Source organism: Streptomyces sp. NPDC003720 (genome assembly GCF_042875075.1).
Classification (GTDB): Bacteria; Actinomycetota; Actinomycetes; order Streptomycetales; family Streptomycetaceae; genus Streptomyces.
This window is the reverse complement of record NZ_JBIANZ010000007.1, coordinates 173,011-196,797: the sequence shown is the minus strand read 5'-3', so window position 1 is coordinate 196,797 and position 23,787 is coordinate 173,011. Positions and strand designations below refer to the sequence as shown.

The 23,787-nt window shown below is 72.7% G+C and carries 21 protein-coding genes; 9 read left to right on the top strand and 12 right to left on the bottom strand.

Annotated features, from left to right (window positions below; all coding sequences use genetic code 11):
* The first annotated feature begins 29 nt into the window (after nt 1-29).
* The 3 genes from ACFYU0_RS20815 to ACFYU0_RS20805 are packed head-to-tail and all read left to right on the top strand — an operon-like array spanning nt 30 to nt 2,087.
* A complete protein-coding gene (locus ACFYU0_RS20815) occupies nt 30-530 on the top strand; it encodes a DUF2771 domain-containing protein (protein ID WP_351665910.1) in 501 nt (166 codons plus the stop codon).
* The gene (locus ACFYU0_RS20810; protein ID WP_389303140.1) at nt 500-1,249 is read left to right on the top strand and encodes a futalosine hydrolase; all 750 of its coding nucleotides are present in this window, start codon (nt 500-502) and stop codon (nt 1,247-1,249) included. The genes ACFYU0_RS20815 and ACFYU0_RS20810 overlap by 31 nt, the downstream gene beginning before the upstream one ends.
* Nucleotides 1,239-2,087, top strand: coding sequence for a 1,4-dihydroxy-6-naphthoate synthase (locus ACFYU0_RS20805; protein ID WP_389303137.1), 849 nt, complete (start codon nt 1,239-1,241; stop codon nt 2,085-2,087). Before ACFYU0_RS20810 ends, ACFYU0_RS20805 begins: the two co-directional genes overlap by 11 nt.
* 47 nt (nt 2,088-2,134) lie before the next feature.
* Here ACFYU0_RS20805 and ACFYU0_RS20800 read toward each other — a convergent pair whose 3' ends face one another.
* On the bottom strand, nt 2,135-2,518 hold the full coding sequence (locus ACFYU0_RS20800; protein WP_143630994.1) for a cold-shock protein: 384 nt from the start codon (nt 2,516-2,518) through the stop codon (nt 2,135-2,137).
* Between the two features lie 163 nt (nt 2,519-2,681).
* Here ACFYU0_RS20800 and ACFYU0_RS20795 point away from each other — a divergent pair, with 163 nt between their 5' ends.
* Nucleotides 2,682-2,945, top strand: coding sequence for a hypothetical protein (locus ACFYU0_RS20795; RefSeq protein WP_351665916.1), 264 nt, complete (start codon nt 2,682-2,684; stop codon nt 2,943-2,945).
* Here the strand turns inward: ACFYU0_RS20795 and ACFYU0_RS20790 are convergent.
* Nucleotides 2,909-3,538 carry a haloacid dehalogenase-like hydrolase gene (locus ACFYU0_RS20790; protein WP_351665918.1) on the bottom strand — a complete coding sequence of 210 codons (630 nt, stop codon included), beginning with the start codon at nt 3,536-3,538 and terminating at the stop codon, nt 2,909-2,911. The genes ACFYU0_RS20795 and ACFYU0_RS20790 overlap by 37 nt on opposite strands.
* 440 nt (nt 3,539-3,978) lie before the next feature.
* On the bottom strand, nt 3,979-4,962 hold the full coding sequence (locus ACFYU0_RS20785) for a hypothetical protein (protein ID WP_389303134.1): 984 nt from the start codon (nt 4,960-4,962) through the stop codon (nt 3,979-3,981).
* A gap of 123 nt (nt 4,963-5,085) precedes the next feature.
* On the opposite strand from ACFYU0_RS20785, the gene ACFYU0_RS20780 reads away from it, so the two are divergent.
* Nucleotides 5,086-7,614, top strand: coding sequence for a helicase C-terminal domain-containing protein (locus ACFYU0_RS20780; RefSeq protein WP_389303131.1), 2,529 nt, complete (start codon nt 5,086-5,088; stop codon nt 7,612-7,614).
* Between the two features lie 248 nt (nt 7,615-7,862).
* On the opposite strand, the gene ACFYU0_RS20775 is transcribed toward ACFYU0_RS20780, so the two are convergent.
* Nucleotides 7,863-8,429 carry a hypothetical protein gene (locus ACFYU0_RS20775; protein ID WP_389303129.1) on the bottom strand — a complete coding sequence of 189 codons (567 nt, stop codon included), beginning with the start codon at nt 8,427-8,429 and terminating at the stop codon, nt 7,863-7,865.
* 149 nt (nt 8,430-8,578) lie between these two features.
* Here ACFYU0_RS20775 and ACFYU0_RS20770 point away from each other — a divergent pair, with 149 nt between their 5' ends.
* Complete coding sequence (locus ACFYU0_RS20770; RefSeq protein WP_389303126.1) at nt 8,579-10,228, top strand: DNA repair helicase XPB; 1,650 nt, start codon at nt 8,579-8,581, stop codon at nt 10,226-10,228.
* Here the strand turns inward: ACFYU0_RS20770 and ACFYU0_RS20765 are convergent.
* A complete protein-coding gene (locus ACFYU0_RS20765) occupies nt 10,180-11,412 on the bottom strand; it encodes a glycosyltransferase 87 family protein (protein WP_389303630.1) in 1,233 nt (410 codons plus the stop codon). The two genes, ACFYU0_RS20770 and ACFYU0_RS20765, sit on opposite strands and share 49 nt — an antisense overlap.
* A 52-nt stretch (nt 11,413-11,464) precedes the next feature.
* Nucleotides 11,465-11,647 carry a hypothetical protein gene (locus ACFYU0_RS20760; protein WP_351665928.1) on the bottom strand — a complete coding sequence of 61 codons (183 nt, stop codon included), beginning with the start codon at nt 11,645-11,647 and terminating at the stop codon, nt 11,465-11,467.
* Nucleotides 11,648-11,951: 304 nt separating this feature from the next.
* Between ACFYU0_RS20760 and ACFYU0_RS20755 the strand changes: the two genes are divergently transcribed.
* Complete coding sequence (locus ACFYU0_RS20755; protein ID WP_389303123.1) at nt 11,952-14,042, top strand: HelD family protein; 2,091 nt, start codon at nt 11,952-11,954, stop codon at nt 14,040-14,042.
* Between the two features lie 401 nt (nt 14,043-14,443).
* Nucleotides 14,444-15,094 (top strand): hypothetical protein, encoded by a 651-nt coding sequence (locus ACFYU0_RS20750; protein WP_389303120.1) that lies wholly within the window; start codon nt 14,444-14,446, stop codon nt 15,092-15,094.
* A 37-nt stretch (nt 15,095-15,131) separates the two neighbouring features.
* Here the strand turns inward: ACFYU0_RS20750 and ACFYU0_RS20745 are convergent, their stop codons facing one another.
* Both ACFYU0_RS20745 and ACFYU0_RS20740 read right to left on the bottom strand, forming a co-directional pair.
* On the bottom strand, nt 15,132-15,845 hold the full coding sequence (locus ACFYU0_RS20745) for a copper homeostasis protein CutC (protein WP_389303117.1): 714 nt from the start codon (nt 15,843-15,845) through the stop codon (nt 15,132-15,134).
* Between the two features lie 91 nt (nt 15,846-15,936).
* The gene (locus tag ACFYU0_RS20740; protein ID WP_389303114.1) at nt 15,937-16,614 is read right to left on the bottom strand and encodes a maleylpyruvate isomerase family mycothiol-dependent enzyme; all 678 of its coding nucleotides are present in this window, start codon (nt 16,612-16,614) and stop codon (nt 15,937-15,939) included.
* A 50-nt stretch (nt 16,615-16,664) separates the two neighbouring features.
* Here ACFYU0_RS20740 and ACFYU0_RS20735 point away from each other — a divergent pair, with 50 nt between their 5' ends.
* Nucleotides 16,665-17,309 carry a hypothetical protein gene (locus ACFYU0_RS20735; RefSeq protein WP_389303111.1) on the top strand — a complete coding sequence of 215 codons (645 nt, stop codon included), beginning with the start codon at nt 16,665-16,667 and terminating at the stop codon, nt 17,307-17,309.
* 93 nt (nt 17,310-17,402) lie between these two features.
* Here ACFYU0_RS20735 and ACFYU0_RS20730 read toward each other — a convergent pair whose 3' ends face one another.
* Genes ACFYU0_RS20730 through ACFYU0_RS20715 form a run of 4 tightly spaced genes read right to left on the bottom strand, consistent with a single transcriptional unit; the run spans nt 17,403 to nt 23,752 of the window.
* Nucleotides 17,403-17,846, bottom strand: a complete 444-nt coding sequence (locus ACFYU0_RS20730) for a hypothetical protein (RefSeq protein WP_389303108.1) — start codon at nt 17,844-17,846, stop codon at nt 17,403-17,405.
* The gene (locus ACFYU0_RS20725; RefSeq protein ID WP_389303105.1) at nt 17,830-22,461 is read right to left on the bottom strand and encodes a putative T7SS-secreted protein; all 4,632 of its coding nucleotides are present in this window, start codon (nt 22,459-22,461) and stop codon (nt 17,830-17,832) included. The genes ACFYU0_RS20730 and ACFYU0_RS20725 overlap by 17 nt, the downstream gene beginning before the upstream one ends.
* Nucleotides 22,461-23,081 carry a hypothetical protein gene (locus ACFYU0_RS20720; RefSeq protein WP_389303103.1) on the bottom strand — a complete coding sequence of 207 codons (621 nt, stop codon included), beginning with the start codon at nt 23,079-23,081 and terminating at the stop codon, nt 22,461-22,463. The genes ACFYU0_RS20725 and ACFYU0_RS20720 overlap by 1 nt, the downstream gene beginning before the upstream one ends.
* Nucleotides 23,078-23,752 (bottom strand): hypothetical protein, encoded by a 675-nt coding sequence (locus ACFYU0_RS20715; RefSeq protein WP_389303101.1) that lies wholly within the window; start codon nt 23,750-23,752, stop codon nt 23,078-23,080. The genes ACFYU0_RS20720 and ACFYU0_RS20715 overlap by 4 nt, the downstream gene beginning before the upstream one ends.
* Nucleotides 23,753-23,787: the final 35 nt, after the last annotated feature.

Genomic DNA, 23,787 nt, shown 5'->3' with positions numbered 1-23,787 from the left:
CGGCCATGGGCGCCCGATAGCCTTCGGCCATGACCACGCTGCCCCGCGGCGAAGCCGCTGATGTAACACGTGCTGTGCGACGCCGCCGCGCCGTCGCCGCCGCCGGCGCCGTTACCGCCGGACTGCTCGTCCTGTCGGCCTGCGACAAGCCGACGCCCGTCGCGACCGTCACCGTCGGCCGGAACTCGGTCAGCTCGGAGGCGCTCTGCTACAACGACGGCAAGGCGCTGGACGCCAAGTCGCTGGCGAAGTGCTCCAAGAAGGCGAAGGACATCGAGTCCATCGAGGTGGGCCAGGACCAGACGGTCCGCTTCGGCGTCGACCCGAAGATCGCGGACGCCGGCTGGACGATCCTGGTGAACGGCAACCCGTTCTCCGAGTCCAGCAAGCTGACCACGCGCACCCTCCCGTACAACGCCTTCTTCAACCAGCAGTACGGCACCCAGGGCGACACCAACACCGTGTCGATCCAGATGGGCAGCAACCCGCCCAAGGGCCTGTGGTCCTTCAAGGTGAAGAAGGCGAGCTGACCACGCCTTCCGCACGCGTCCTCGTCGCCACCGCCGTCCCGGCCGAACGGGACGCGGTGGCGGGCGCGTTCCCCGGCGAGACGGTCGCCGTACGGCTGCCGGGCGCCGGACTCGTCCGGGTCCAATACGGCCCCGACCTGCTGGCCGCCGGTGTCGGACCGGCCCTCGCCGCCGCCTCCACGGCCACCGCGCTGACCGCCGCCGCACTCGCCGGGACGCCCTACGACCTGGTGGTCTGCGCCGGGATCGGCGGGGGCTTCGCGCCGGAGGCGCCGCTCGGCTCACTCGTCGTCGCCGACGCGATCACGGTGGCCGACCTGGGCGCGGAGACCGCCGACGGCTTCCTCCCGGTCACCGAACTGGGCTTCGGAACCGTCACCCACCGGCCGCCGGAATCACTCGTACGAGGAATCTCCCAGGCTGCCGGAGCGCGCGCCGGCACCGTGCTCACCGTCTCCACCGTCACCGGCACCGCCGCCCGCGCCGCCGAGCTGCGCGCCCGTCACCCCGGGGTCCTCGCCGAGGGCATGGAGGGGTTCGGCGTGGCCGAGGCGGCCGCCGCGCACGGCGTGCCCGTGCTGGAGATCCGCGCGGTGTCCAACCCGGTCGGCCCGCGCGACCGCGCCGCCTGGCGCATCGGCGAAGCCCTCGCCGCCCTCACCGAGGGCTTCGGGAAGCTCACGCCCGTACTGGAGAGTTGGAACCCGCATGACCGCTGAGCAGCTTCAGATCGCGTACTCGCCCTGCCCGAACGACACCTTCGTCTTCGACGCCCTCGCGCACGGCCGCGTCCCCGGCGCGCCCGCGCTCGACGTGACCTTCGCCGACATCGACATCACCAACGGCATGGCCGAGCGCGGCGAGTTCGACGTGCTGAAGGTGTCGTACGCGGTGCTGCCGTACGTCCTGGAGGACTACGCGCTGCTGCCCTGCGGCGGGGCGCTGGGCCGGGGCTGCGGTCCGCTGGTGCTGACCCGCGAGGCTGGTGCGGACTTGACGGGCCGTACGGTCGCGGTGCCGAGCGAGAGGTCCACCGCCTACCTGCTGTTCCGGTTGTGGGCCGCGGACACCCTGCCCGGCGGCGTCGGCGAGATCGTCGTCATGCCGTTCCACGAGATCATGCCGGCCGTGCGGGACGGCAAGGTCGACGCGGGCCTCGTCATCCACGAGGCGCGCTTCACCTACCAGAACTACGGGCTGCACAAGCTCGCCGACATGGGCGAGCACTGGGAGCGCACGACCGGGCTGCCGATCCCGCTGGGCGCGATCATCGCCAGGCGCTCGCTGGGCGCGGACACGCTGAACCGGCTCGCCGACTCCGTGCGCGCCTCCGTGCAGGCCGCCTGGGACGACCCGGAGGCGTCCAGGCCTTACGTGATGGAGCACGCCCAGGAGATGGACCCGGCCGTCGCCGATCAGCACATCGGGCTGTACGTGAACGAGTTCACCGCCGCGCTCGGCGAGGACGGCTACGCCGCGATCCGCGGGCTGCTCACCCGCGCGGCGGCCGAGGGGCTCGTACCGCCCCTCGGTCCGGACGCGCTCGCGTTCCCCTAGGTCGTGTCCGCGAAGTCGCGACGCAGACGCGACTTCGCGGACACGGCCTAGACGTCGAGCTGGTCGGCGACGGCGCGCAGCAGGCCGGCGATCTTCTTCCCGGAGGTCTTCTCCGGGTAGCGGCCCCGCTCCAGGCCCGGCGTGATGTTCTCGAGGAGGGTCGTCAGGTCCTGCACGATCGAGGCCAGCTCGTCGGGCTTCTTGCGCTGGGCCGCAGCGACCGAGGGCGCCGGGTCGAGCACGGTCACCGAGAGCGCCTGGTCGCCGCGCTGACCGGCGACGACGCCGAACTCCACACGCTGTCCCGGCTTGAGCGCATCCACTCCGGCGGGCAGAACCGAGGAATGGACGAAGACGTCACCGCCGTCGTCGCGGGAGAGAAAGCCGAAGCCCTTCTCACTGTTGAACCACTTGACTTTGCCGGTGGGCACGTCTGTCCTCGTCCTCGTACTCGTCGGGAAAACTGCTCGGAAAAGGCTTCTGACAGCAGAGAGCGGGTCGACCGTGACCCGCCGCAACCAAGGCTAATGGTCTTCGGGCGGGTGACAAGACGTCCACCGGTTGTTCTCTCGCGCTGGGAACTACCCTGGTCCGGTGCGTGACAAAACCCAACCGAATTCCGCCGGACCCGGTGACCGACTGATCCGCGCCGGTGTCATCGTGTTCTTCGTCGGGGCACTGGCCACTCTCGTCACCGTGGCCCCGCTGCTCCTCGGCACCAAGCCCTTCCCGACGTTCATGTTCGGCCTGAGCATGCTCATGGCCGTCGGCTTCCTGATCGCGGGCGCGGGGATATTGCGCTCCGTCGCCGCCGGGCGCCGTCAGGCCGGGGAGACGGCGCCGGGCGCCTCGCGGTAGCCGGCCAGCCAGGCCGGGAACGCGCCGAGGTCGTCGAGCACGACGTCCGCCCCGGCGGCGCGCAGTTCCTCCCCGTCGCAGGGGCCGGTGGCCACGGCCACGGACAGCGCGCCCGCCGTACGGGCGCCGCGGACGTCACCCACGTGGTCGCCGACGTACACCCGCGCGCCGTGCTCGCGCAGAGCCCGCGCCTTCTGCTCGGCCCACAGGTCGCCGACCACCAGGTCCGGCTCCAGGCCCAGGTGGGCGAGGTGCAGTTTCGCGTTCGGCTCGTACTTCGCCGTCACCACCATCGTCCGCCCGCCGGCCTCCCGCACCGCCTCCATCGCCTGCCTGGCCCCGGCCATGGCGGGGGTCGCGGTGATCGCGATCGCCGGGTACATCTCCCGGTACAGGTCGGCCATCGCGGGGACGTGCTCCGCGGGGAACCAGTTGATCAGCTCCTCCGCGAGAGGCGGGCCCAGGCGGGTCACCGCGAGATCGGCGTCGATGTACGTGCCCGTCCGCTCCGACAGCGCGAGATAGCAGGCGCGGATGCCGGGGCGGGAGTCGATGAGGGTCATGTCCAGGTCGAAGCCGACGGTGAGAGTCATGGGGGTCATTTTGCCGGGGGGTGGGGGGGCTCTTTTGTGCGGGTGGCTGTGCGGGGGCTTTCTGGCACGGGGGGGGTGTGCGGGGGCTTTATGGCCCGGGGGGGGTGTGCGGTGGTTGTGCGGGTGCGGGTGCGTGGGGGGCACCCGGCCTGCGGCCGGGTCCGGGTTCCCACCCGCACCGCCCGTGCGGGTTTCGTCGTCGGGTGCGGGTGGCCCCTGTGGGGGGCAGTCGCCGTCGGCGGGTGCGGGTGAGTGGGGGGCTGGCCAGCGGGTGCGGGGAGAGCCCCGGGGGGCGGTCGGCGGGTGCGGAATGCGTGAGGGGCGGTCGGCGGGTGCGGGATGCGTGAGGGGCGGTCGGCGGGTGCGGGATGCGTGAGGGGCGGTCGGCGGGTGCGGGATGCGTGGGGGGCGGTCGGCGGGTGTGGGGTGGGGGGAGTCGGTCAGCGGGTTCGTTGGGAGCGCCAGACCAGGTAGAGGGCTGAGGCGATCGCCGCGCCTCTGACCACCCACGGCCAGGTCTGGGCGAGGGCGTCGTTCATGTGGCCCCGGGCGATGGGGTCGCCCCAGCGGCCGGTGTTCCTGCCCCACAGCCAGACCAGGCCCGCCACCGCCGCCGAGCCGGGCAGGACCAGTACCGCCCACTTGGTTTCGGCCGGGGTCAGGCGCCGGGAGCCGTAGGCGATCAGCCAGCCGAGGAGCAGCGCGAACCAGTTGCCGAGCACGGCGCCCGCGACCAGCGCGGCGGCGGCCAGCAGCAGGAGCGGGTTGGTCCAGCCGGCGGCCGGACGGGGCAGCGGGAGGAGACGGCGGCGCACGGGGGCCGGGGCCCGGTCGATCGCCTCCTTCGCCTCCTTCGGCTCGTCCGCGGCGGGTCGTTCCGTCGCCTCGGGGTCCTTCGGAGGGCGTTTGAGCAGGTCGGCGATCTCCACCCCGCCCACGAAGCCCGGAACGGCGTCGCTCGCCGCCGGACCGAACGGGCTGTCGTCCACCCGCCACCAATCCGGCCGCGCCGCGCCGTCCCCCAGCTCGTGCGCGGCGGCCAGGTGCGGCGGCGAGGCGCCCGGGGGCGGGGCGGGCCGCTCCGGTTCGGCGGGGCGCGGCCGCGGCACGACCCGGCGCAGCCCCTTGGGCCGCTCCTCCGGCTCCGGCTCGCGCTGCACGGGCACGGCGGTGACCGGCGGCTGCGGGACCGCCGCGGCGCCGCCCGCGGCCTCGACCACCTCGTCCGGCGTGCCGAGCCGGTCCAGGATGCGGCGCACGGCGGCCGGACTGTCCACCGCCGTCCGGGCGCGGTGCCGGTCGATCTCGTCGCGCAGCCGCGACACCAGCCGCATCCGGGTGGACGACGGCAACTGACGCTGCTGAGCGACGTCCCCGACGCGGCTCAGATACTCGTAGACGACCTGGTCGCTCTCGATCCCCACGGAACCCCTCCGGGGCGACGCCGATGAAACCCCTTGCCGATGAAACCCGTTGAGGAAGGTAGCGCAGACCGGCACCGAACCGCCCGCCCGGCGTTCGGCACGGCACCCGCTAACGTGGGTCAGATGAGCCCCGAGGCCAACTCAGCCCCCCGTTCCCTCGCCGAATCGCTCCGCATGAGGGACGACGCCTCGCTGGCCGCGCTGCTGCGCAGCCGCCCCGACCTCATCACCCCCGTACCCACCGACCTCACCCAGCTCGCCACCCGCGCCGGCACCCGCGCCTCGGTGCTGCGGGCACTGGAACGGCTGGACCGGTTCGCCCTGCAGACGGCGGAGGCGCTGGCGGTGGCCCCGGACCCGGCGTCGTACGGGACGCTGCTCGGCCTGATGGCGGGGGACGCGGGCGACTCGGCGGTGGCCGCCGCGCTGCCCCGCGCCGTCGCCGTCCTGCGCGAACAGGCGCTGGTCTGGGGCGACGACGACCGGCTGCGGCTGGTGCGCACCGCACAGGAGCTGCTGGCGCCCTCCGCGCAGCACCCCTCCCCCACCGGGCTCGGCCCCAGCGTGCAGGAGGCCACCTCGGGCATGTCGCCGGGGCGGATCCAGGAGATCGTCGCCTGCGCCGGACTGCCGTCCACGCACGACTCGGTCTCCGCGGTCACCGCGCTGACCGCTCTGTTCACCGACCGCAGGAAGATGGCCAAGCTGCTCGCGCAGGCGCCGGACGCCTCCCGGGAGGTGCTGTCCCGGCTGGTGTGGGGGCCGCCGTACGGGCAGGTCACCCCGGAACCGGCGGCGCACCTGCGCTGGCTGCTGGACCGCGGCCTGCTGCTGCCGACCGCGCCCGGCACCGTGGTGCTGCCCCGCGAGGTGGCACTGCACCTGCGCGAGGGCCGCGCCCACCGCGCGCCCGAGCCGCGGCCGCCCGCCGTGGAGCCCGCCGCCACGCACGGGGCGCAGGTGGTGGACGCCACCGCGGCCGGGCAGGCGTACACCGCGCTGGCCACCGTCGAGGAGCTGCTGAAGGACTGGGACGAGGGCGGCCCCGCGGTGCTGCGGGCCGGCGGTCTCAGCGTGCGGGACCTGAAGCGGACGGCCGTCGCCCTCGACGTGTCCGAGCCGGTCGCCGCCTTCTGGATCGAGCTGGCCTACGCGGCCGGGTTGCTCGCCTCCGACGGCGAGGCCGACGAGCGGTACGCGGCCACGCCCGCCCACGACGAATGGCTCGATCAGCCCCCCGCCGAGCGTTGGGCCCGGCTGGCCCAGGCCTGGCTGACGGCCACCCGGACGCCGGGGCTGATCGGCGGCCGGGACGCCAAGGACCGCACGCTGTCCGCGCTGGGGCCGGGACTCGACCGGTCCGCCGCGCCCGAGGTGCGGCACCGGGTGCTGACCCTGCTGGCGGGGCTCCCGGCGGGCGGGGCGCCGGCGGCCGAGGCGGTCCTGGCCCGGCTGCGCTGGGAGCGGCCGCTGCGCGGGCCCCGGCCGGACGACGGGGAGGACCTGCGCTCCCGGCTCGCCCGCTGGACCCTCGCGGAGGCGGAACTGCTCGGCGTCACCGGGCGCGGTGCGCTGTCGGCGCACGGCCGGGCGCTGCTGGGCGCGACCGTGGCCGGGCACGCGGCGGGGGCGGAGTCCTCCGGCCCCGGTGACAAGCTGCCCGTCCACCACCGCCCGGCCGCACCGGCCGAGCCGCTGACCGCCGCCGAGCAGGCCGTCGCCGCCGGCGCCGCGGCCCGGCTCCTCGCGCCGCTGCTGCCCGAGCCCCTGGACCACGTGCTGCTCCAGGCCGACCTGACGGCGGTGGCCCCGGGCCCGCTGCGGCGGCCGCTGGCCGAGACGCTCGGGGTCCTGGCGGACGTCGAGTCCAAGGGCGGGGCGACCGTCTACCGCTTCACCCCGGCCTCGGTCCGCCGCGCGCTGGACGCCGGTCGGACCGCGACCGACCTGCACGCCTTCCTCACCGCGCACTCCCGCACACCGGTCCCGCAGCCGCTGGCCTACCTCATCGACGACGTGGCCCGCAGGCACGGCCACCTGCGGGTGGGGGCGGCCTCGGCGTACGTCCGCTGCGACGACGACGCCCTGCTGAACGAGATCCTCGCCGACAAGCGGTCGGCCGCGCTGCGGCTGCGCCGGCTGGCGCCGACCGTCCTCGCCACCCAGGCGGACCCGGCCGCGCTGCTGGAGGGGCTGCGCGCGATGGGGTACGCGCCGGCGGCGGAGTCCGCCGAGGGGGACGTGCTGATCGCCCGCGCCCACGCCCACCGCACGCCGCCGCGCACCGCGCCCGAGCCGGTGCCGGACGGCCCGCCGCCGCCGGACGCCACGCTGCTCACGGCGGCGATCCGGGCGATCCGGGCGGGCGACCTGGCCGCCACCACGCCGCGCAAGGCCACCGGCGCCGCGCCGGCCCCGGGCGAGCTGCCGCGCACCGGCTCCGCCGAGACCCTGGCCACCGTCCAGGCCGCTGTGCTGACCGGCGAGGCCCTGTGGATCGGCTACGTCAACGCCGAGGGCAGCGCCAGCCAGCGGGTGATCGCCCCGATCCGCGTCGAGGGCGGCTTCGTCACGGCCTACGACCACACGGCCGACGAGGTACGGACCTACCCCCTGCACCGCATCACGGGCGTAGCCGAACTGGAGGAGTAACCGGCGACACCGACAACCGAAAGCGGCCCCCCGACCGCGCCCTGTCGCTCCCCCCGCTCAACAGCCCCGCACCGGCGCGTTCGCGGGCAGGCCGAAGCGGGCGGTCGATCGACTCGGGCGCTGTTCCACGGCGCCCGCGGCCCGGCGAAGCAGCCGCGCACCGACCGTTCGCGGACGCGGCGGCTTCGGCGGGCGGCCGGTCGACACGGGGGCGGCCCGCGGAGGCCGCGAGCCGGCGGAGCAGGCCGTCAACAGCCCCGCACCGGCGCGTTCGCGGGCAGGCCGAAGTGGGTGCGGGCGGTGGCTTGCAGGGAGGTGGCCGGCGGTGTGTCGGCGGCGGTGTCCGCCTGGTGGGCGAAGTGGGCGTCCACCCACTGGGCGTAGCCCGCGCCGTCCGGCGGGGTCTGCGCCGACAGCACGCGGTAGCCGCCGGCCGCGCCGGCGTCCCGCCGCAGCCGCAGCACCTGGGGGCCCTGCGCGCCGCCGCACTCCAGCAGCGCGCCCGCCCGTACCCCGTACTCCAGGCACAGCGTGCTCACGCCCGCCCGTACCAGGCCGTCGTGCTCCGAGAGGTCCCGTGCCTGCGCCCGGCAGAACCAGCGCGCCCGGAGCCCGGGCACCGCCTCCCCGTACCCGCCGCCCCGGGAATCGGCCACCAGCCGGGCCTCGATCGCCGGCCGCACCTCGCTCCACAGGCGCCCGTCGACGCCGGCCCGCCCCGGAGCGCCGCCGGCGCCCGGCCCCATCGCCCACACCCCGGTCGCCACCAGCACCCCCGTGGCCGCCAGACCGGTCCCCCACCTGCCCGCAGTCATCGCCCCGACCTCCTCACCGGGCCGCGCCCCCGCGCCGCACCCGCAACGGAAGACCCACGGCGGCCGCGGGGGGTTGCAGGCGGCCCCGCCGTGATCAGCCGCCGGTAGGGCACACTGGACGTTTGGCCGTGCGGAAGGGAAGTGCGTAGGTGAACGGACCGCTTATCGTCCAGTCGGACAAAACTCTGCTCCTGGAAGTCGACCACGAGCGGGCCGACGAGTGCCGTCGGGCCATCGCGCCCTTCGCCGAGCTGGAGCGGGCCCCCGAGCACATCCACACCTACCGGGTCACCCCGCTCGGCCTGTGGAACGCGCGGGCCGCGGGGCACGACGCCGAGCAGGTCGTGGACGCGCTGGTGCAGTACAGCCGCTACCCGGTGCCGCACGCGCTGCTCGTGGACATCGCCGAGACGATGGACCGGTACGGCCGCCTCACCCTCTCCAAGCACCCCGCGCACGGCCTCGTGCTCACCACCACCGACCGGCCGGTGCTGGAGGAGGTGCTGAAGTCCAAGCGGATCGCCCCGCTGGTCGGCGCCCGCATCGACCCGGACAGCGTGATCGTGCATCCCTCCGAGCGCGGGCAGATCAAGCAGACCCTGCTGAAGCTGGGCTGGCCGGCCGAGGACCTCGCCGGGTACGTGGACGGCGAGGCGCACCCGATCGAGCTGCTCGAGGACACCTGGGCGCTGCGCCCGTACCAGAAGCAGGCCGTGGAGAACTTCTGGCACGGTGGCAGCGGTGTGGTCGTGCTGCCCTGCGGCGCGGGGAAGACGCTGGTCGGCGCCGGCTCGATGGCGCAGGCGAAGTCCACCACGCTGATCCTGGTCACCAACACCGTCTCGGCCCGCCAGTGGAAGCACGAGCTGGTGAAGCGGACCTCGCTGACCGAGGACGAGATCGGCGAGTACAGCGGGACCAGGAAGGAGATCCGCCCGGTCACCATCGCGACCTACCAGGTGCTGACCACCCGGCGGAAGGGCGTCTACCCGCACCTGGAGCTCTTCGACTCCCGGGACTGGGGTCTCATCGTCTACGACGAGGTGCACCTGCTGCCCGCCCCCGTCTTCAAGTTCACCGCCGATCTCCAGGCCCGGCGGCGGCTGGGTCTCACCGCGACCCTGGTGCGCGAGGACGGACGCGAGTCCGACGTGTTCTCGCTCATCGGGCCCAAGCGGTTCGACGCTCCCTGGAAGGAGATCGAGGCGCAGGGCTACATCGCGCCGGCCGACTGCGTCGAGGTCCGCGTCAACCTGACCGACTCCGAGCGGCTGGCGTACGCGACCGCCGAGACGGAGGAGAAGTACCGCTTCTGCGCCACCACCGCGACCAAGCGGAAGGTCACGGAGGCGATCGTGCGCCGGTTCGCCGGGCAGCAGATCCTCGTCATCGGCCAGTACATCGACCAGCTCGACGAGCTGGGCGAGCACCTGGGCGCACCCGTCATCAAGGGCGAGACCTCCAACGCCCAGCGCGAGAAGCTCTTCGACGCCTTCCGCGAGGGCGAGATCAGCGTGCTGGTCGTCTCCAAGGTCGCCAACTTCTCCATCGACCTGCCCGAGGCCACGGTCGCCATCCAGGTGTCCGGCACCTTCGGCTCCCGCCAGGAGGAGGCCCAGCGCCTCGGCCGCGTGCTGCGTCCCAAGGCCGACGGCCACCAGGCCCACTTCTACTCGGTCGTCGCCCGCGACACCATCGACCAGGACTTCGCCGCCCACCGCCAGCGGTTCCTGGCGGAGCAGGGCTACTCCTACCGGATCGTGGACGCCGACGAGATCCTGGCCGAGGGCACCGGCTGAGCGGCGGTCAGCGCCGCGCCCGCCAGTAGCGCGAGCCCCAGCAGCGGGTACGGCGAGGCCAGCGGCTGCTGCCACCAGGACAGGCGCAGATCGCCCTCGCCCTGGTGCGGGACCAGCCAGAGCGTGCGGGCGGTGAAGACGGCCGCCGTCACGGCCGCGAGCCGCGGCCGGCCGTCGGCCAGCAGCACCGCGAGCAGCGGCACGCACCACACCCAGTGGTGCGACCAGCTGATCGGGGAGATCAGCAGGGCCGTGAGCGCGGTCAGCAGGACGCCGTGGCGGTCGTGCCGGGCGCGGGCCGCCAGGTACAGGCCGGCCACGCCCACGGCCGCCGCCGTGAGGAACCAGCAGGCCCCGGGCGCAGGGTCGTGCAGCGCGCGGGCGAGCAGCCCCTGCAGGGACTGGTTGTCCACGATCCACGCCTTGCCCACCCGGCCCGTCTGCCACAGCCGCCGCGTCCAGTACTCGGTGCTCGCGGCGGGAAGCAGCAGGGTGCCGAACGCGACGGTGGCGGTAAGGGCGGCCGTCGCCGTGGCCGCCTCACGGGTGCGGCCCCTCAGCAGCAGATAGGCGATGAAGATCGCGGGGGTGAGCTTGACGCCGGCCGCCAGTCCCAGGGCCAGGCCTCTTCCCCGGGCGCCCGGGGGGCGGGTGAGGTCCCACAGGACCAGGCAGGCGACGGCGAGGTTGATCTGGCCGAAGAGGACGGTCTGGAAGACCGGTTCGAGCCAGAGGGCCAGGGCGGTGGCCGTGCAGAGCAGGGGCAGAGGGAGGGGCCACCGGAGCCGCTGGTGGGAGGAGGCCCGTGCCGCAGGGCCCGGGGGGCGCTGGGCGCGGTGTGGTGGCAGGGGTGGAGGGTGGGAGGCGAGCCGGGCGGAGAGGGCGACGAGTCCGGCGAGCAGAAGCGCGTTGCCCGCGAGGAACACCGCCTTCAGGGCCGCCAGCGGAATCCAGGTCGTAGGGACGAACAGAGCCGCAGCGAAGGGCGGGTAGGTCGCAGGCAGCCGCCAGTGGGTGGCCGTCAGTCCGTACAGGTCGCCGCCGTGTGAGGCGGCGGTGCCCTCGGCCCGGTAGACCAGCAGATCGGCCATCGGGGCACGCTGCAGCAGGCACAGGACGGCGAAGGAGCAGAGGGAGACCGTCAGGAGAAGCGGGGGGAGCAACGGTGGGAGACGAGGTGACAGGGCAGGGAGCAGGGGCTTCACCGTCCGTTTCCGCACGGTGTGACCCTATGTGTCACTTACGGCGTATGCCCGCCTCCTCGCCGTACTCGCCGAGGATCACGACCCCGAACGCGGCCTCCAGGAACACCTTGACAGCACGCAGGGCGTTGCCGAGGGGATGGTGATGGGGGCCGTCCATGGCCGTTGCGCCGGACGGTGGACGGACAGGGGCTGAAGAGAAAGTCGCTGCGCTCATGTCTCCATGGTGGAACTTCGGGCGCGCGTCCGGAATCGGTCTCCGGGTCCAATTCCCTGGAGCGCGCATAGCCCTCCGGGTGGAGCGCTCCCCTACACCGGACGGACCCCGTCCCTTAGGGGCAGAATTCGGGGAGGTCAAAATCCATTGGCTTCATCCCGCCGCCCTCACCTAAAATCTCCGCTCTTGCCCGCCTCCCTCTCGGAGCGCCGCCATCCGGCCGGAAACCGGACGGCATCGTCGCCGGCCCGAAACCGACGGCATTCGTCGTAGCCACGCAGCAGGCCCATCCGGAGGCACCCCCTTGTCCACGCCCGCCCACGAACAGCTCGACGGCCCACTCGACGGCTCGCCGGACGCCCCGCTCCACGACCCGCTGGCCCGGGAGCGGTCCCACCTGGCCTCGTCCCGGTCGGCCCTGCGCGCCATGCGCGAGGACGTCGAGGCGCTGGACATCAGCGACGTCACCGCGAACTGGGTCAACGCCGCGGTGCTCGCGCACCAGATCGACGAGCGCATCAAGGCGCTGGCCGACCTCAAGGACACCCCGCTGTTCTTCGGCCGGCTCGACTACCTGCACGCCCCGGGGGCCGCGCAGGCCGAGGGCGCGGAGGGCGAGCAGTTCTACATCGGGCGGCGGCACGTGCACGACGCCGACGGCGACCCGATGGTCATCGACTGGCGCGCCCCGGTCTCGCAGCCGTTCTACCGCGCGTCCAAGAAGGACCCGATGGACATCGCGCTGCGCCGCCGCTTCGGCTACACCGGCGGCGACCTCACCGCGTACGAGGACGAGCACCTGTCCGACCCGGCCGAGGCGGCCACCACCAGCAAACTGCTCCAGCAGGAGATCGAGCGGCCGCGCGTCGGCCCGATGCGCGACATCGTGGCCACCATCCAGCCCGAGCAGGACGAGATCGTCCGCAGCGGGCTCGGCGGGACCGTCTGCGTGCAGGGAGGACCGGGCACCGGAAAGACCGCCGTCGGCCTGCACCGGGTCGCCTACCTCCTCTACGCCCACCGGGAGCGGCTCGCGCGCACCGGCACGCTGGTCATCGGCCCGAACCGGTCGTTCCTGCACTACATCGAGCAGGTCCTGCCGGCGCTCGGCGAGCTGAGCGTGCGGCAGGCGACCGTGGACGACCTGGTCGCGCAGGTGGAGGTGCGCGGCGCGGACGACGCGGCCGCCGCCGTGGTCAAGGGCGACGCCCGTCTCGCCGAGGTGCTGCGCCGGGCCCTGTACTCCCACGTGAGCATGCCCACCGAGCCGGTCGTGGTGGTGCGCGGCTCGCGGCGCTGGCGGGTCCCGGCGTACGAACTGGAGGAGCTGGTCCGCGAGTTGCTGGACCGGGACATCCGCTACGGCGCCGCGCGCGAGGCGCTGCCGCAGCGGATCGCGCACGCGGTGCTGGTGCAGATGGAGCGGGCCGGGGAGGCCCCGGACGACCGGGTGCAGGACGCGGTCGCCCGCAACAGCGCGGTGAAGGCCGCCGTGAAGGCGGTCTGGCCGGCCGTGGAACCGGCGAAGCTGGTCCTGCGGCTGCTGACCGACCCCGGCTTCCTCGCCGAACACGCCGAGGGGATCCTGGACGAGGACGAGCAGAAGACGATCCTGTGGGCCAAGCCGGTGCGCAGCGTGAAGTCGGCGAAGTGGTCGGCGGCGGACGCGGTGCTGATCGACGAGGCGACGGACCTGATCCAGCGCACGCACTCGCTGGGCCATGTCGTCCTGGACGAGGCGCAGGACCTGTCCCCCATGCAGTACCGGGCCGTCGGGCGCCGCTGCAGCACCGGCAGCGCGACCGTCCTCGGCGACCTGGCGCAGGGCACCACGCCGTGGGCGACCCGGAGCTGGGACGAGGCGCTGGCCCATCTCGGCAAGCGCGAGGGGGTCGTCGAGGAGCTGACGGCCGGTTTCCGCGTCCCCACGGACGTCATCACGTACGCCTCCCGGCTGCTCCCGCACATCGCTCCGGGCCTCACCCCGGTCGCCTCGGTCCGGGAGAACCCTGGCTTCTTCGAGGTCCGCGCGATCGCCGAGCCGGCCGAAGTGGTCGCCGCCTGCGAGGAGTCGCTGCGGCACGAGGGCTCGACGGGCCTGATCGCCGCGGACGCCCGCGTCCCGGTCCTCGCCGAGGCGCTGGCCGCGGCCGGGATCGCGTATCTCGCCCCGGGCGAGGAGACCACCCGGGAGACCCGCCTCACCCTGGTACCGGCCTCGCTCGCCAAGGGCCTGGAGTACGACTACGTCGTACTCGACGAACCGCAGGCGGTGGTGGACGGCGAACCCGACGAACGGACCGGCCTGCGCCGCCTGTACGTGTCCCTGACCCGTGCGGTGTCCGGCCTGATCGTGACGCACACCGCCCCGCTGCCCGGGCAGCTCGCCGACTAGGCTCCTGTGCCGTCCCGCTCCGTCAGGATCCCCCGGAAGGCGCCCAGTTGAGCACCCCACCGCCGTCGCACCCCGCCCACCAGCAGGCGCCGGGGCCCCATCCGCCGGCGCCGGGACCGTACGCGCCGGCGGGTCCGGGACCATACGCGCCGGCGGGTCCGGGGCCGTACGCGCCGACGGGTCCGGGACCGTACGGGCAGCCCGCCGGTTCGTACGGGCACCCGTCAGGGCCGTACGCGCAGCCCGCCGGGCCGTACGGGCAGCCGTCGGGGCCGTACGGGCAGCCTCAGCCGGCGCCGGTGGCCCAGCAGCCGGTTGCGGGGGTATACCCGCAGGCGCCGGGGCCGTATCCGCAGGCGCCCGGTCCGCACCCCGGCGGAGGGCAGGCGGCGGGGTGCCAGATGTGCGGGGCGGCTCCCGCGGCGCCGGTGACGGTGCGCGGCCACCAGGGCATGCTGGTGGTCATGCGGTTCCTGCGCCGCCAGGGCGTGTTCTGCCGCACCTGCGCGCTGGCCGTCTTCCGGGACATGCAGGCGGACACCCTGGTCATGGGCTGGTGGGGCCCGCTGTCGGTGTTCATCACGCCCTTCACCCTGCTGGCCAACCTCAGCGCCCTGTCCGGCATCCGGCGAATCCCGGCGCCGGTCACGCCCGGTTGGCGGCCGCCGCTGGACCCGGGCCGGCCGGTCTTCCGGCGCCCGGCCGGCATCCTCGCCCTCATCCCGCTCGCCCTACTGGGCCTGCTGGTCCTCGCCGTCACGGCCCTCCTCGTCATCGGCCTGGTGGCGGGACCGAGCGACGGCGACGGCAGCGGCGGCACGGACACGGGGAGCGTGGGCGCGACCCTGGACGCCGGCTCGTGCGCGCGCAACGACGCCTCATGGCCCGCGCAGGATTTGAAGCCCGTGGACTGCGGCTCACCGGACGCCCGGTACCGCGTCATCGACCCGAAGAGCGGCTCCTGCGCGTCCGGGGACTACGCCGCCTACCCGCAGTACAGCGACGACGGCACCTCCTTCTGCCTGCGCCCGCTGAAGGGCCAGGCGCCCTGAGCGAGAGCCGGGCGGCCCGGTTGGGGGGCCGGGCGCCCTAGGAGCGGGCGGCCAGGGCCACGTCCTCGTCGAGCACGGACCGCCACTGCTCGACCGCCGCCGCAGAGACGGGCCCGAGCCATCCGCCGGGGCGGGCCGCCCCGCCGATGTGGAACGCCTCGATCCCGGCGGCGCGCAGCCGCGGCACATGGTCCAGGCGCAGGCCGCCGCCCACCATGATCTGCTGCTCGTAGCCGGGCTGCCCGCCGAGCGCCGCCTCGGCGACCAGCGTCGCCAGCCCCTCGTCCACGCCGGCCGACGATCCGGCCGTCAGATACGTGTCCAGACCGGGCAGGCCGGCGACCCGGCGGCGCAGGGCGTCGCGGTCGGCGGTGCGGTCGATCGCCCGGTGGAAGGTCCAGCGGCAGCCGTCCAGCGCGGCCACCAGCCGCTCCACCGCGGCCAGGTCCACCCCGCCCGCCGCGTCGAGGAACCCGAGCACGAACTGGTCGGCCCCCACGTCCCGCATCTCCTGCGCGACCCGGACCAGCCGGTCCACGTCGCCGGCCGCGAAGCCGTCCGCCAGCCGCAGCATCACGCGCAGGTCGATGTCGACGGCGGCCCGGATGCCGGCGACGGTGGCGGCCGGCGGGGTGAGTCCGTCGGCCGCCATCTCCGTGACCAGCTCCAGGCGGTCCGCGCCTCCGGCCTGGGCGGCGACCGCGTCCTCGATGTCGAGGGCGATCACCTCCAGGACTGCACGCTTGCTCATGGCACCCCATTCGTCGGCGGTATGCGTCGGCGGTTCATCGACGGCTACAGGTCTAGTCCAATCCAAGACTACGCCGATCCGGGGACGCCCATCATCCGAAGATGTTCAGCTCCGCCTCCCGCGCCCCCGCCAGCTCGTACGCCGCCCCGGACACCGGCCGCCCGGAGTACAGCCGGACGAGGGTGGGGGCGTCGCCGATGTACCGCGCGGGCGGGGCCTCTCCCGCGACCGCGCCCAGCCGCAGCGGCTCGTCCATGTCGTCGAGGTCCGCGTGCAGCGAGAGGTGCTCCTTCTCCCGTGTGACGTGGGCCAGCAGCGCCAGGGCGTCCGGCAGCCCGGCGCCCGCGTAGGCCCCCGGCTCGCCCAGGGCCTCGCGCACGTCCCCGCCGTGCACCCACTCCCCGAGCGCGATCACGTCCAGCACCCCGCCGGCCTTGGCGATCGCCGGTCCCGCCTCGGTCATCCCGCGCTCCAGCTCGTCCAGGACCCGGGCGTTCGTCCACTGGGCGCGTTCGGCGACGTCCCGGTCGTTGGACTCGGGTGAGAACACGCCCTTCTCGAACCGGCTCTCCACCACCCGCGTCAACGCGGCGGAACAGTGCGCGAGCACGTCCCGCACCGTCCACCCCGGGCACGCGGCGGCCGGCAACGCGAAGTCCGCGTCGGGCCGGGACCGCAGCAGCGGTATCAACACGTCCCGCTCGGCGGCGAGCAGCCGGCCGGGCAGTTCGGGGTCTCGTACGTCGTGCACATCCGCAGGAGTCGTCATGGATGTCACGCTAGGGGGCCGACCGGCACACGTCACGGAACAATGGGCGTATGGCCGACCTCGACGCCCTGCGTGCCCGATTCGCCCGCGCCCTGGAAGGGGCCCGCGGCCCCGGCGGCGGCCCCGACCCGGCGCCGTACGCCGACAACCTGCTGGCCCGCTGGCAGGAGCCCCAGCGCCACTACCACACGCTGACCCACCTCACGACGGTCCTGGACCACGTCGACACGCTGGAGAAGTACGCGGCCGACCCGGACGCCGTCCGCCTGGCGGCCTGGTTCCACGACGCGGTCTACCTGCCCGACCGCTCCGAGAACGAGGAGCGCTCCGCGTCTCTGGCGGAACGCGCCCTGACCGAGGCGGGGGTGCCTGCGCCGAGAACGGCCGAGGTCGTCCGCTTGATCCGCCTCACCGTCACCCACGCCCCCGCGGACGACGACCCCGACGGCCAGGTCCTCTGCGACGCGGACCTGGCGATCCTCGCCTCGCCGCCGTCGGCGTACGCCCACTACACGGCCGAGGTCCGCGAGGAGTACCACTTCATCCCCAACGAGGCCTTCCGCGAGGGCCGAGCCGCCATCCTGCGCCAACTCCTCGACCTGCCCCGCCTGTTCCACACCCCGCACGGCCAGAAGCACTGGGAACGCACGGCTCGCTACAACCTCAGGGCCGAACTGGAGATGCTGTCGGACTGACCCGACCGCCAGGCCGGTCAGTTGCTCAGCCCACCATCGAAAGGGATTCTGCGCCAGGCGCGGCGCAATAAGGGACATTTCCCATCGCATTCATCACCGGAGCTCCGGGATCGCCATGAGAAGATTCGCAGCTCGCGCCAAATCATCGTGCTCATAGCCAGTCCTCAGGAGAAGTTCCCGTCGACTCGAGCCACCAAGAGCGAGGTCGATCAATCGAAGCCAGATGATGCCGAATGATTTCGAGATGCGAATGGCGAGAGTTCCGCTTTCGTTCATCACATCGAGGACAGGAGGGGCGCCCTCCGCCATTTCACGGTCCACTACCACCAAGACGCGAGTGACACCCCCTCCCACCAGGCGTCTCGCCTCCCGGGCGAAACCTCTCATGGCGGATACGACGGTGAAGGAGAGACCGATTTCACTCAGCCGGTCATCCGAGAATTCGAATCCCTGATAAACAAGCTGAATGATCGCACCGAATTCCTCGATGCTCAGCGTGACGGCACTCACGCCTTCTTCATTACTGAAGGATGTCATCGAACCACTCCTTGCCACCTCTCGGCGTGAAGACCGTACCCCCATCGCCGTCTTCGATCACAACTGCTTCCTTGTCGGGATCCCAGTACCCCACGCGTCCGTAGCGGAGGCCGTACCGCACTTCGACACCTGGCACGTCACCATTGATGACGCCGTCAACGTAGTACTTCAAAGCATCCTGATGCACGCCCCGCACATAATGCGTCCCGTTCCCATCGGGACGGATCGCTTCCTCGTTGGCGTGCCTGGCTATCTCCTCAGCGACAGGATCGACCTGCGGCTCCTGACCCTCCGGGCAACCCGGGGCCAGCCCCAGACGATCGATCCAGGCATACGGGTTCCGGACGTACGTAGCCGGGTTCGGCGCCGGGCTCAGACCGAGGGGATCGGGGCTGATGTAACGGGCCGTCTCGGGGTCGTAGTGGCGGAAGTAGTTGTAGTGCAGTCCGGTTTCCGGGTCGTAGTACTGGCCCGGAAAGCGCAGCGGTGTGTACGTGGTGCTGTTCGCCGCCCAAGCGGTCGTCCCCCAGCAAGTGCTGCGAGCACGCCACGCGATGTCGCCCTGTTCGTCGATGAGCTCGCTCGGCGTGCCGACCAAGTCGGTGACGATGGCGAAGAAGCGGGAATCGATCTCCTCCTGGGGCGACTCCGCAGCGGTGATGCGTTCGGTCTGCGCCATCGGGTGCACACCCTGGTGGTCCCACGTGAGAGTCACCGGGTTGGGCAGGTCGGGGGACGTGGTGGTCTGCTCGCAGAGGGTGGTGCCGTCCCAGGTGAACTCGACTCGCTCTACAACTGAGCAGCCGTCGGCGGCCATGCGGAGTTTCGCCGTCCGGCGACCCAGCGGGTCGTAGGTGTAGCGCCAGCGGGCGCCGTCGGGAGTGACCACCGAGGTCAGACGGTCCTCGGCGTCCCACTCGTAGTGCCAGGTGTCCGGCTTGCGGGACAGGCGGGTCTTCTGGCGGAGGGTGATGCGGCCGAGTGCGTCATGTTCATAGCGGACATTGCCCGCCCGGGTGATGCGGGTACCTGTGTAGGTCCGGGCTCCCACCGACTCCTGCCCGGGGTGGCCGGACGGCCATGTCGCCTGCGTCTGGTTGCCGGCCTCGTCGTATGCGTACCGCTCCGTCCAGTTCGTCGCGTGGACGGCCGTGACCCGGCCCGCCGCGTCCAGGTCGAAGCGCCGGGATCCGGAGAGCCCGTCGTCAGTACCGATCAGATGGCCGTCGGCGCGGTAGCTGTACGACCTGCGCCGCGCCGTGTGATCGGCGCAACCAATCACCGACTGGGCCGTCAGACGACCCGATGCGTCGAAGGTGTGCTCCAGCGCGATTGCCCCACCGACGCGGCGTACGACCTCGCGGCCTGCCTCGTCGTAGGTGAAGTCGATGGCCCGGCCCGAGGCCACTATGCCCGTGTGCCGGCCCGCCGCGTCGTACGCCCAGGTTGTGGTGGCGCCGGTAGGCGTCGTGCGGCCTGTGCGGCGGCCCGACTCGTCGTACGTATACGTCACGGTGCGGGCGTCTACCGTTTCCGACAAGAGTTGGCCGTGGCGGTCACGCAGCCGCGTCATGGTCGTGTCGTCGTTCGCTGCCCGGGCGAGCTCGTCGGTGAAGTCGTAGGCGTACGTCGTCACCTTGCCGTCGGCGTCCTTGCGGACGACCTGGCCGAGTTCGTTGCGCTCGAAGGAGATGGTCTGGCCGAGAGCGTCGGTGCGGGAGGCCAGGCGGCCCGCAACGTCGTACGCGTACGACAGCGCGCGGTCGTCGAAGTCCGTCTCCGTCACCACGCGGCCGGCCGCGTCGTACTCGTACGTCCAGGTCAGGCCCTGTGGATTGGTGACCTGGGTGAGGCGGAGGGTGGCGTCGTGCTCGAACTCGTAGCGGACGCCGTCGGGGCCGGTGCGTGCGGTCAGCAGGTCGAAGTGGGTGTACTCGAAGCGGGTGACGCCACCGATCTGGTCAGTGTGGGAGGTGCAGTTGCCCTCGCCGTCGTAGGTCCAGCGCTCCTCGGTGCCGTCGGGGTCGATGCGCCGGGTGAGCTTGCCTTCCGTGGACCATTCGAGGCGGGTGACGGAGCCGAGGGGATCCGTGATGGCCGTGGTGCGGCCGAAGGCGTCGTACTCATAGCGGGTGACAGCGCCCAGGGGGCTGGTGACGTCCAGGGGTTGGCCGGCGGCGTCGCAGCGGACGCGGGTGGTGTTGCCGAGCGGGTCCGTGACCGCGGCCAGGTGCCCGACGGTGTCGTAGCTGTAGCGGGTCTCGTGTCCTGTGGAGTCGGCGGCGCAGGTGCGGTTGCCGCGGGCGTCGTACTCGTAGCGGATCGCGTTGCCGTCGAACCCGACGATCCTCGTGGGCAGACCGAGTTCGTTGTAGGTGGCCGTTGCCGTTCGGCCGTCAGGGCGGACGATATCGGTCAGGTGGCCGGTCTGGTCGTAGGTGAAGGCGGTGGTGTGGCCGAGGGGGTCGGTACGGGCGAGGAGGCGGTTGTACCGGTCGCGGACGTAGTGCGTGGTGGCGCCGAGGGGGTCCGTTTCCGCTATGACCTGGCAGCGATCGTTGACGAGGAAGTGGGTCCGGTGGCCGTGAGAGTCGGTCAGGGTGGTGGTGCGAGTCCCCGTGGCCGGGTCGGGGCCGGTGTAGGCGAACCGGCTGTGCACGTGGCCCGCCTCGCCCCACTGTTCGACGCAGCGGTCCCTGTCGTCGTAGACGTAGGTGAAGCGGCTGTCGTTGGTGTCGATCCAGGCCGTGATGCGGCCGAGGTCGTCGGTCTCGAAGCGCAGTGGGCGCCCGCACGAGTTGGTGACCTCGGTGAGGTGGCCGTCGGTGTAGCCGTAGCCCACGACCTCCGTGTCCGCCAGGTACAGCGCCGTGATGCGGCCGTCCCGCGTCGTCAGGTTCACGCGGTAGCCGCAGCTGTGCTCGACGGAGACGGGTGTGCCGTCCGCGTCATGGTCGAAGGTGATCCAGTCGCCGTTGCGGTCGTCGATCTGGCGCAGCAGGGCCAGGGAATCCGTGTGGTTCTCGAAGTGCCAGACGCGGCCTGTTTCGGGGACTGTCACGGTGTATCCGTCGGCGACGCGGTCCAGGGGCCAACGGGGGCCGTGCTCCGGCAGCACGGGCAGGCCGGGGGCCGGATGGGGGTATGTCAGGAGCACCCCGTCCTCGGCGGCGAAGACCACGCCTTGTGAATCGATCTCCAGGCGCTGGTCCAGGGTGCTCGACCATTTCGGGCCGAACCAGCGTCCCGCGCGGTACGACGAGTTGAAGTACCGGCGAATCACCCGGGGCAGGCGGGCGGGCAGACTCAGGTCCGTCTGCGGGAGCACCATGTAGCCGGACGCGACGTCCACCGGGTCCTCACGGCACTCCCTGTTCTCGTGCTGCTGGGCATGGGATTCGGGGTTCTCGTCGGCGTTCTCGCGTGCTGTAGCACCGGAGTCCGCTGCCTCGCCGTCCGCGGCTCCGCGTTCCGCGGCCGTGGCTTCCTCCGCTCCCTTCACTCCGTCCTCGGCCACTCGGACGCCGTCGACGGCCGCCGACTCGGCTCCCGCCTCCGGGACGAGGAACTGCGGGAGGAGTTCGCCTCCGACACCGCCGGGATCCTCGAGGAATGAGTTCCAGAGCTGGTTGCCTGTCTGGGTGGGATGCGTGACGAAACGGACGGCACCGCCGAGGAGTTCGACCTTCGCCTGGGCAGCCTCGTAGGGGTGCGTGATCGCGTACGGGTCGAGCGGGTTGGCGTTGCGGGCCAGGTTGTTCAGGTCGCCGAGTCCGCGCATGAAACCGCCGAAGAACCGCATGTCCTCCGTCTTGGCGGCATCCCAGGCGTCGGCGCCGTCGAGCTTGAGCTGGTTCAGTGCCGACGGCTCGTGCGGAGCGTGCCGCAGAGCGGCCTGGAGGCGGTCGGCGGCCTCCGCGGCGAGCTGGGTGCGCTGGCCGCGGGCGTCGGACAGGATCCGCTCCGCCGCGTGCTTCGCCTCGTCCCCCGGGTCCTGCTCCGACGGCTTCGGACCCGGGTCCTTCTGCCCCAGCTCCACGGCGAGGTTGTACGTCTGCACCTTCTGCCGGTGCTCGTCCGACGCGGACGTGCCCTCCCGGTACTTCGCCACCGCCTCCCGCGCCTGGGCCTGCGCCCACTCCACGGTGTGCGCGAAGTTCTCCAGCGCCTCGGCAGCCTGCCCGCACGCCTCGGCGGCCTGCCCCCACTTGCCCCGGTGCGTGGCGAACTTCTTCCGGAAGGCATCCGCCGCCTCCCCCTTGAACTCCGAGGAGTCCAGCTTCCGCATACCCGCCGCGACGGCACCGAACGACGTCTCGAAGTTCCGCAGGTGCCCCGCCGTCTCACGCAGCTTGGCCGGGTCGCCGTGGACGAGCTCCTTCGGATCCTCGCTCTCGCCGAGCTGCTGCTCGTCGACGTGCGCGCCCAGCTTGGACGCGGTGTCGTCACCCCAGTCGTCGACCTTGTCGGCCGCACCGTGCGCACCGGCCCAGTCGAGGGCGTCCCCCACGCCGTGGGCGCCCTCGTCGACGACATGGCCCGTGGCCCGCTTGACGTGGTCGTAGCCCGACTTCAGCGACCCGGTGAAACTGTTGAACTTCCCCGTGATGGACATCAGCTGCCGCCCCCGGCCTGCGGACGCGGCCCCAGCACCTTCTCCAGAACGGCATCCCTGCCGTCGTCGCCGTCCGCGAGCGCGGAGGTGACCGGGCCGCCCGGCATCTCGGCCGTCCCCACGTCCCAGAGCATGCCCCTGCCCGTCTCCTTGACGGAGTGCACCAGGTTCTCGCGGTCCTTCTCGCCATACCCGGTCGTCAGCGCGGCATGGTTGATCTGATCCAGACTCTCCTTCTCCACCTGCTCGTTGGAGGCGAAGGGATCACCCGCGACGGAGTTGTAGGCCACCTTCAGCGAGCCCTTCACATACTCGTCCGTCTGATGGAACGTGCCGGCCGCGAGCCCCATCGCCTCCGCCAGCGCGTTGCCCTCCCGCATCAGATCCCGTACCCCCCACTGCCAGCGCTCGCAGAAGGTGTGCAGCACCGCGCCCAAGTGGTCGTCGCCGACCGCCATGCCGTCCATCTCCAGACCGGCGAAACCACGGCCCGCGCCGGCCCAGCCCTTCATCGTCCCCAGCGAATCAAGCTCCGCCAGGGACTTGTTGATGCCCTCCGCGATCAGCGCCAGCCCCTGCACCTGCAGATTCGGCTGTCCGCCCCCACTCGGCGTCGTCATGACCGTTCCTCCCCCGTCCATCGTCCGGACCCGGCAACCGAATCCGCGTCCGCACCCGTGGCCGCACCCGGCCCGCCGAGTCCGCCTGATCCGGTCCCACCGCCCGGCCCGTCCACCGCCACCGCATCCGGCACGATCCCCACCACCGGCGGCAACACCAGCCCCCGCTCACCGTCACCCGCGTCCACCAGCACCCCGCACGGCAACCCCGCCCCGGCCACCGCCGGCACACCCGCGTCCAGCACCGCCGCCCCCCACACCGCCCGATACCGCCACGCACGATCACGCTCCCCGCGCGCCAGCGCATACCGCGCCAGCGCCCCCTCGTCCGTGAACGCCAGCAGCCAACGCGCCCCATGCGTCTCCACCGTCAGCGCCGCGCCCTCCTCCCCGTACGGGACGAGCACCCGACGCCGCCGGAACTCCCCGAGGCGAGCACGGAACCGTTGCCGATGAGCCGCGAACCGCACGGCCAGGTCGGCCTTCGCTGAGGTGAACCCGTCGGCTGTCGGGGTGTCCTGAGCCATGGAGGAGCCGTCGGACGTGGGCGCCGGCGCAGGACCGGCACACAGAATCGTCTCCTCCGCGATGTCCATCAGCGCCGACCTGGGCGAGTGCGTCTCGGACTCGTCCGTCGGGCCGGCCGGCACCGTCGGCTCAGCGCTGTTCACAGCGCCTTCCCCCTAACCGAATGTGTCTGGTCGTG